This is a genomic window from Bacteroides sp. MSSM.1001136sp1_RTP21357st2_D2_RTP21359_211015, assembly GCF_040913205.1.
GTDB lineage: Bacteria > Bacteroidota > Bacteroidia > Bacteroidales > Bacteroidaceae > Bacteroides > Bacteroides ovatus.
On record NZ_JBDFVF010000067.1, the window covers coordinates 1 to 7767 of the forward strand.

8 protein-coding genes and 1 tRNA gene are annotated in these 7767 nt (G+C 40.8%); 4 read left to right on the plus strand and 5 right to left on the minus strand.

Going from position 1 to position 7767, the window contains the following annotated elements; all coding sequences use genetic code 11:
* From AB5217_RS24575 to AB5217_RS24585, 3 genes are all read left to right on the plus strand, one after another.
* A partial coding sequence (locus AB5217_RS24575) for a helicase-related protein (protein WP_368117388.1) occupies positions 1 to 307 on the plus strand: 307 nt, incomplete at its 5' end.
* 53 nt (positions 308 to 360) lie between these two features.
* Positions 361 to 846 carry a cold shock domain-containing protein gene (locus AB5217_RS24580; protein ID WP_004307024.1) on the plus strand — a complete coding sequence of 162 codons (486 nt, stop codon included), beginning with the start codon at positions 361 to 363 and terminating at the stop codon, positions 844 to 846.
* Positions 847 to 898: 52 nt separating this feature from the next.
* The gene (locus AB5217_RS24585; protein WP_004307025.1) at positions 899 to 1105 is read left to right on the plus strand and encodes a hypothetical protein; all 207 of its coding nucleotides are present in this window, start codon (positions 899 to 901) and stop codon (positions 1103 to 1105) included.
* Between the two features lie 84 nt (positions 1106 to 1189).
* Here AB5217_RS24585 and AB5217_RS24590 read toward each other — a convergent pair.
* The 5 genes from AB5217_RS24590 to sppA form a co-directional block, all read right to left on the minus strand.
* Positions 1190 to 1262 (minus strand) — tRNA-Phe (locus AB5217_RS24590).
* A gap of 160 nt (positions 1263 to 1422) precedes the next feature.
* The gene (thiL, locus tag AB5217_RS24595) at positions 1423 to 2460 is read right to left on the minus strand and encodes a thiamine-phosphate kinase (RefSeq protein ID WP_004298938.1); all 1038 of its coding nucleotides are present in this window, start codon (positions 2458 to 2460) and stop codon (positions 1423 to 1425) included.
* 16 nt (positions 2461 to 2476) lie between these two features.
* Positions 2477 to 3286, minus strand: coding sequence for a purine-nucleoside phosphorylase (locus AB5217_RS24600; protein WP_004298940.1), 810 nt, complete (start codon positions 3284 to 3286; stop codon positions 2477 to 2479).
* A complete protein-coding gene (gene lpxK / locus AB5217_RS24605) occupies positions 3243 to 4373 on the minus strand; it encodes a tetraacyldisaccharide 4'-kinase (protein ID WP_004298941.1) in 1131 nt (376 codons plus the stop codon). Before lpxK ends, AB5217_RS24600 begins: the two co-directional genes overlap by 44 nt.
* Before the next feature lie 10 nt (positions 4374 to 4383).
* A complete protein-coding gene (gene sppA, locus AB5217_RS24610) occupies positions 4384 to 6162 on the minus strand; it encodes a signal peptide peptidase SppA (RefSeq protein WP_004298943.1) in 1779 nt (592 codons plus the stop codon).
* Between the two features lie 230 nt (positions 6163 to 6392).
* Here sppA and AB5217_RS24615 point away from each other — a divergent pair, with 230 nt between their 5' ends.
* Positions 6393 to 7667, plus strand: coding sequence for a histidine-type phosphatase (locus AB5217_RS24615; protein ID WP_368112839.1), 1275 nt, complete (start codon positions 6393 to 6395; stop codon positions 7665 to 7667).
* The last annotated feature ends 100 nt before the right edge of the window (positions 7668 to 7767 follow it).

Consider the following 7767-nt stretch of genomic DNA (forward strand, 5'->3'; position numbering starts at 1 on the left):
GATTCATGGAAATAAAAGTCAGGCAGCGCGGCAGTTGGCTTTGGGCAATTTCAAGTCGGGCAAAACACGTGTGATGGTGGCTACTGATATTGCAGCCAGAGGTATCGATATTAACGAACTTCCTTTAGTTATCAACTATGATCTTCCTGATGTGCCGGAAACGTATGTGCATCGTATCGGACGTACCGGAAGAGCCGGGAATACAGGGACAGCACTGACATTCTGCTCGCAGGAAGAGCGTAAACTCGTTAATGATATTCAGAAACTGACGGGTAAGAAGCTGAATAAAGCCAGTTATACTATTTGAAATCAACAAATAACAATCTCTTTAAAATTAATATAAAACTAAATATAAATTCTATGGCAAAATCCATGACAGTTGGTAAACGTGAAAATGAAAAGAAAAGACTCGCTAAACGAGAAGAAAAACTGAAAAAGAAAGAAAGCAAGAAATTATCAGGCAGCTCAAATAGCTTTGAGGATATGATTGCCTATGTAGATGAGAACGGAATGATAACTTCGACTCCTCCGACAGAGGATATAAAGAAGGAAGAAATTAATCCGGATGAAATAATTATAGCAACTCCTAAAAAGGAAGAAGAGGAGCCAACGATCTTGAGAGGACGGGTTGAGTTTTTTAATGAGTCAAGAGGATTTGGCTTTATTAAAGACCTTTCAGGTGTTGAGAAATACTTTTTTCATGTAAACAATGTCATTGGCAATATTGCAGAAAATAATATCGTAACATTTGACCTTGAGCGTGGAGTGAAAGGCATGAATGCGATCAATATCTCTTTGGAAAACAAATCTACATCGGAAGATTTAGCTCAATCTAAACCTGTATAGGGAAGTGTATATTCTGCTTGTGTGTAAAATAAAAAACAAAATAATTAGAGATATGAAAAAAGGTAATATAATGCGTGATGTTATTTCATCCAGTCAGTTTACTGAAAATGTTATTAAAGAGTACAAAAAGGGTTTGGGAGATATGGTATTGGTAGCAATAACTCCGCGGACTACCATTGAACTTCCTGCGCATTTGACTCAAGCAGAAATAGATGCTCGTGTGGAGATTTATAAAAAACTGCATAGTTCTAAAGTATAGGCGGTTGCAAATTGCAATACGAGGAATAAAAAAATCCCTTGAACTTCAAAAGTTCAAGGGATTTTTTTATTACCGAATCGATAGTGGTGCCACCAGGAATCGAACCGGGGACACAAGGATTTTCAGTCCTTTGCTCTACCAACTGAGCTATGGCACCTCGTGCTTGTTCGGTCCGGTAATATCTCTTTTGCGGTTGCAAAGGTAGTGAAACTTTTGGATTCTGCAAGTCTTATGGAAATAAAAAACACTGATAAAAAGTTAGTCGGCTAATTATCAGTGTTGTATAAGATGAAAATATTTCAGGTATGTGATGAAATCTATTGCTTATCTTCTTTTAATGGATTCCATCCCTGTGCTTTTAGTTCGAATTCTTGTCCATCACGGGTAATCAATGCACAGCCAAGTTCGGGTTTGGTAATATGTCCGATGAGACGAACTCCTTCCATTTGTGAAATTTTCTCATGATCGGCGATGGAAACAGTAAAGAGTAGTTCATAATCTTCTCCACCATTCAAGGCACAAGTCGTAAGATTCATGTTAAACTCTTCAGCCATAACAGCTGTCTGATAATCGATTGGGATGTGCTCCTCGTAAACGCGGCAACCAGCATTGCTTTGTTTGCAGATATGCATCAGTTCTGATGACAGGCCGTCGGAAATGTCCATCATAGAAGTAGGGACAATATTGGCGGCTGCCAATTTCTCAATGATATCTTTGCGCGCTTCCGGTTTCAATTGGCGTTCTAATAAATACTCTTTGCCGGAGAAATCCGGTTGGACATCTTTATCACCTTGCAATACGACTTTTTCACGTTCCAAAAGTTGTAAACCCATATAGGCTGCTCCCAAGTCGCCGCTGACGCAGATCAGGTCAGTGTCTTTGGCTCCATTACGGTAAACTACTTTATCCTTATCGGCATCGCCGATACAAGTAATGCTGATAGCAAGACCTGTCAGAGAAGAAGTGGTATCGCCTCCCACAATGTCGACATTGTATTGCTGGCAAGCCAGACGGATACCGGAATAAAGTTCGTCCATATCTTCCACGCTGAAACGCTTGGAAAGACCAAGAGATACCGTAATCTGCCGGGGAGTACCGTTCATGGCATAAATATCGGAGAAATTAACTACTGCTGATTTATATCCCAAATGCTTCAAGGGAACATAAGTCAGGTCAAAATGCACACCTTCCATAAGCAGGTCGGTTGTTACCAGTACTTGCTTTTCTGAAGGGTAGGAGAGAACGGCGGCATCGTCGCCCACTCCATATTTGCTGGATTCGTTTTCCAGTTTGATTCCCTCGGTGAGGCGGTCAATCAGACCAAACTCACCAAGAGATGCTATTTCAGTTCTCATAAATCGGGATGATTGTTTAGGCACGGTTGATAAGTTCACGCATGATCGTGGTCATTTTCGGTTGAGCAGCGTCAGCGGCTTTCTGAACTTCTTCGTGTGTTACTTCTACGATTTTTCCTTCTACTCCTAAGTCGGTAATGACGGAAATACCAAAAACTTTGATACCACAATGGTTGGCTACGATAACTTCCGGAACGGTAGACATACCAACTGCATCAGCACCAAGGATATGGAATAGTTTATATTCGGCAGGAGTTTCGAAAGTAGGACCTTGCGTACCAATATACACTCCGTGTTGTACTTTAATTCCTTTTTCTTTGGCAATCTCGTCAGCCTTACTAATCAGTTCCTTGCAGTATGCTTCGCTCATGTCCGGGAAGCGAGGTCCGTAAGGGATATTTTTTCCGCGAAGCGGGTGTTCGGGGAAATAGTTGATATGGTCAGTGATAATCATCAGGTCACCGATTTCGAAATCTGCATTTGTACCGCCACTGGCATTGGATACAAACAAGGTTTTGATACCTAATTCACGCATGACACGTACAGGGAAAGTTACTTCTTTCATCGAATAACCCTCGTAATAGTGGAAGCGTCCCTGCATAGCCATGATATCCTTATTGCCTAGTTTGCCGAAAATCAGCTTACCGCTATGACCTTCGACGGTAGATACCGGGAAGTTGGGGATATCCGAATACTTTATTTCATACTTCTCGGTGATTTCGTTTGCCAAACTGCCAAGCCCGGTGCCTAGTATAATAGCAGTTTCCGGACTGGTATGCATCTTACCTTTCAGATAAGCTGCGGTTTCTTGTATTTTCTCTAACATAGTCAATAATATGTTGGTTAAATTTATCTTGTTGATTTTGTAATATTTCAATTTCAATAGGCAAGGCGTAGATAAATGGTTTCAATTCCTTGTCCAAAGCCGGATGGTTAATCAGGCGTGTTGCATCTTTCTCGGTGGTAATAATCAACCGGTGTTCTCCTTTCAGTTTATGAAACCGTTCTTTGATAAGCTGTATATCCCGATGAGTGAAATTGTGGTGATCGTCAAACGATAGTAAATCTATTTGTTTGGTACAACCTTCCAGTCTTTCGAGAATAGGGGCAGGTGAGGCAATTCCCGTCATCAATAATATATCAGTGTTTGTCAGTGAGGACAAAGCAACCTCATGGTTTGTCGAAATTGCATTTGTGTCCGGAGACATGGTAGGGAACACTGGTTGCAGGTTACCATACCGGAACGATGAGAAGAATAACTGTTGATATGGATAAAGGTTCAGCCGTTTCGTGATAATGTTATAATCAATAGGCTTGATGTCTTGCGGGCATTTGGTGACAATAACGATTTGCGCCCGATTCTTGCCGCTAATTGGTTCACGAAGCCGTCCTGCGGGGAGCAAAGTGTCATCACAGAATAATCGGTGATAATCCGTTAACAGAATACTCAATCCCGGTTTGACGTATCGGTGCTGGAAAGCATCGTCCAATAGGATAACATCTATTGAAGGCTTTTGCAGTGCAAGCAACTTTTCTATGCCATGACAACGCTTTTCATCGACAGCTACTGTGACAGACGGGAATTTTTGATGCATCTGGTAAGGTTCGTCGCCAATGCTTCTTGCCGTACTTTCCGGAGTTGCCAATACATAACCTTTCGTGTGCCGTTTATATCCCCGGCTTAATACAGCTACCTTATATTGATTACAAAGAAACTTTATCAGATATTCAGTGTGTGGAGTTTTTCCTGTCCCTCCTACAGCGAGATTACCCACGCTGATGATAGGTATATCAAAACTCTTTGATTGAAGAACTTCCCAGTCAAAGAGTTTATTTCTCATCATTACCACTGCTCCGTAGAGCCAGGAGGCAGGGTAGAGCCACTTATGTATCTTGATAAAGTGTTCGTCCATGTATTACGGTTTATTTTATATTCAGTTCGAACGGAATACGTGCCTGAATCATGGATTGTTCTTGCAGATTTTTCAGTAAGCCGAATTGCTGGTAGTACTCGCCTAATTTACTTTTCAGTAATTGTGATTCTACATAATTCGTCGGTTTCGTATCAAGCAGGGAAGACAGGAAATCTTGTTTCTCAGGATAAGACACAACGGTATAGCCTTCGATACCGGCTTTTGCAACAGCAATATCCAGTGCCTTGTCAATGCCACCTAATTCGTCTACTAATCCCAGTTCTTTAGCAGTTTCCCCAGTCCATACACGGCCTTCGGCAATCTTCTCGATAGCTTCCTTCGTCATGTGACGTCCTTCGGCACAACGAGTTACAAAGGTATCATATCCTTCAGTTATCATCATTTGAAGCAATGATTTCTCATCCTCGTTAAACGGACGCATGATATTTCCGAAATCAGCGTATTTATTCGTTTTTACGACATCATAACTTAAGCCGATTTTGTCAGTCAATCCTTTCACATTAGGAATCATACCGAAGATTCCGATAGAACCGGTCAGGGTAGTAGGCTCTGCAACAATCGTATCGGCAACGCAAGAGATGTAGTAACCTCCTGACGCAGCATAATCACCCATAGAGACAATGACCGGTTTCTTTGTTTTCAGCTCTTTTACAGCATGCCAGATTTGTTCCGAGGCGAAAGCGCTTCCACCTGGAGAGTTGACACGGAGTACAACAGCTTTCACATCATCATTATCTTTCAATTTGCGCAGGTCACGAATGACTTTCGAACCGACAATCCCGTCTTCGGAAGTTGCAGAGCTCGGATAGTCTGTAATCTCACCGGATGCATAATAAACAGCTACGATATTACCGCTTTTATCTTTCGGCACATTTTTCCTTACGTTCATCATGTCGCCCAATCCTAATATAGGAAGATTATCATCTTCATTGATCTCTACCAATTTCTTAAGATAATTGCGCACATCATTGCGATAAATCAGTGTATCAGCCAATCCGCATTTTATACTCTCTTCTGCCGGATAGAACATGAGCATGCGATCTGCATAAACATTCAGTGAGTCTACAGAAATATTGCGTGAAGTAGATACCCCTTCCGTAACCTGCCCCCAGATAGAAGTGATAAATGTGGTAACCTGTTCGCGGTTGGCAGGACTCATTTCCGTAGCAATAAACGGCTCTACGGCAGATTTGTAAGTTCCTACCTTGAACACCTGCATCTCAACTCCTATTTTTTGCAGCAAATCTTTGTAGAACAGGGGAGCAGAGGCGATACCCCGCCATTCAATCATTCCTTTGGGATTGAGCAACACCTTATCGGCTGCACTGGAAAGATAATAAAGTCCCTGCGTATAGGAGTCTGCATAAGCAATAACGAATTTTCCACTTTCTTTGAAGTCGAGCAGTGCGTTGCGGATTTCCTGCAAAGAAGCATAGGAGGTGCCTAATGAGTTTGCCTGTAGATAAATCCCTTTAATATTTTCGTTTTCTTTAGCCTTCTGGATAGAAGAAAGAATATCGTCCAGTCCGTACGTGTTAGATCCGTCACCCAACAACTGTGATAAAATACCCAGCGGATCTTCTTGCGTACGTTCAACCAACGTTCCGTTTAAGTCGAGCATCATTACAGAATTCTTTTTTACGATTGTTTCCGTGTCCGAAGCAGACATGATGCCAAACAACGTTACCATGCTGATTATAAATAATACAATACTTGACAAAATGATACCTGTCACCGTGGCAAGTGTAAATTTCAAGAAATCTTTCATTATACTTATTGTTTTTTGCGCCAGCTTGTTATTAAGCTAACAAAGATAAATAATTGAGTTGATATTTATTCAATAAGTCGTACGAATTTTTGTTTTATCACAGCGAATCCATATAAATAGGAACTTCCTTCATTTAAGATTTAAGTATATTTGTCTGTATCAAATCCTTTTAAATGAGAAGAAATCTCTAATTTTGTGGCACAACTATTAATACATTGAATAATACTATCATGAAAAAACTCACATCTATCTTTTTATTGCTCTTGTTTGTATGGACGGTACAAGCGCAAACTGCTCGTGAAGAGATCCGTGCAAACCGGTATTTATCCGCTAATAATTATTATGCATATCCCACGCCTACTGCCAAGCAGACAGCTGCTCCTAAGGGGTACGAACCTTTTTATATCAGTACATATATGCGTCATGGTTCACGGTATTTGATTGATCCGAATGATTATCGTTTCCCCAAGCAAACTTTATTAAAAGCCGATTCTTTAAACAAACTTACTGCAACAGGTAAAAACACACTGGATATTGTTTTGCGCATGGCTGATATGGCGGAAGGTCGTCTTGGTGAACTGACTTCGGTGGGAGCACGCCAACACAGAGGAATTGCAAAGCGTATGTATACTAATTTCCCACAAATATTTGCGGATGGAACAGAAGTGGATGCCCGTTCCACAGTTGTCATCCGGTGTATATTATCCATGACATCCGAGTGTCTCCAATTGCAGGCGATAAATCCTAATCTATGTATCAAGAATGATGCAAGTTACCATGATATGTATTACATGAATCCTCCTGCTAAGGATTTGAGTAAAATAGCTAGTTCCGATAAAGTGAAAAAGGTTCAGAAAGATTTTGAGGCTACCCATGTACGTCCGGAACGGTTGATGAAAACATTGTTTACAGACGAAGCGTATGTCAAAGCAAACGTTGATGAAGCGCGCCTGATGAGACGTCTTTTTGATTTGGCTTGTAATATGCAGAGTCATGATACAGATATGCAGCTATATTCTCTTTTCACGGATGAAGAGTGTTATGATCTATGGAGCTGTAACAACTTATATTGGTATCTGACACACGCTTGTTCTCCTGTAACGGATGGTTTGATGCCCTATCGGGAAGCCGACTTGTTACGTAATATTTTAGATAGGGCAGATGCTGCTTTGAAAGAAGGTAAAAAGCAGGCCACTTTAAGATTTGGCCATGAGTCTTGTCTGTTACCGTTGGTCGCTTTATTGGAACTGAATCATTATGGTGAATCTTACCCTGATGTAGAAAAGTTATCCGAACAATGGAGAGCGTATGATATTTTCCCGATGGCTAGTAACGTGCAATTCGTCTTTTTTCATAAAAAAGGAAGTAACGATGTATTGGTAAAAGTATTACTTAATGAAAAGGAAACTAAACTACCGGTGAAAACAGACGTAGCCCCTTATTACCACTGGAAAGATGTAGAAAGCTACTATCGTGAAAAACTAGATAAATATCAGCGTATATAATGCGACATTAACTTAACATTATTATATTTACCATGAGAAGAAAAACCCCTTTTATGGCTGCAACTCTGGCAGCAGGCTTGTTTTATTATTCTTCTTGTAC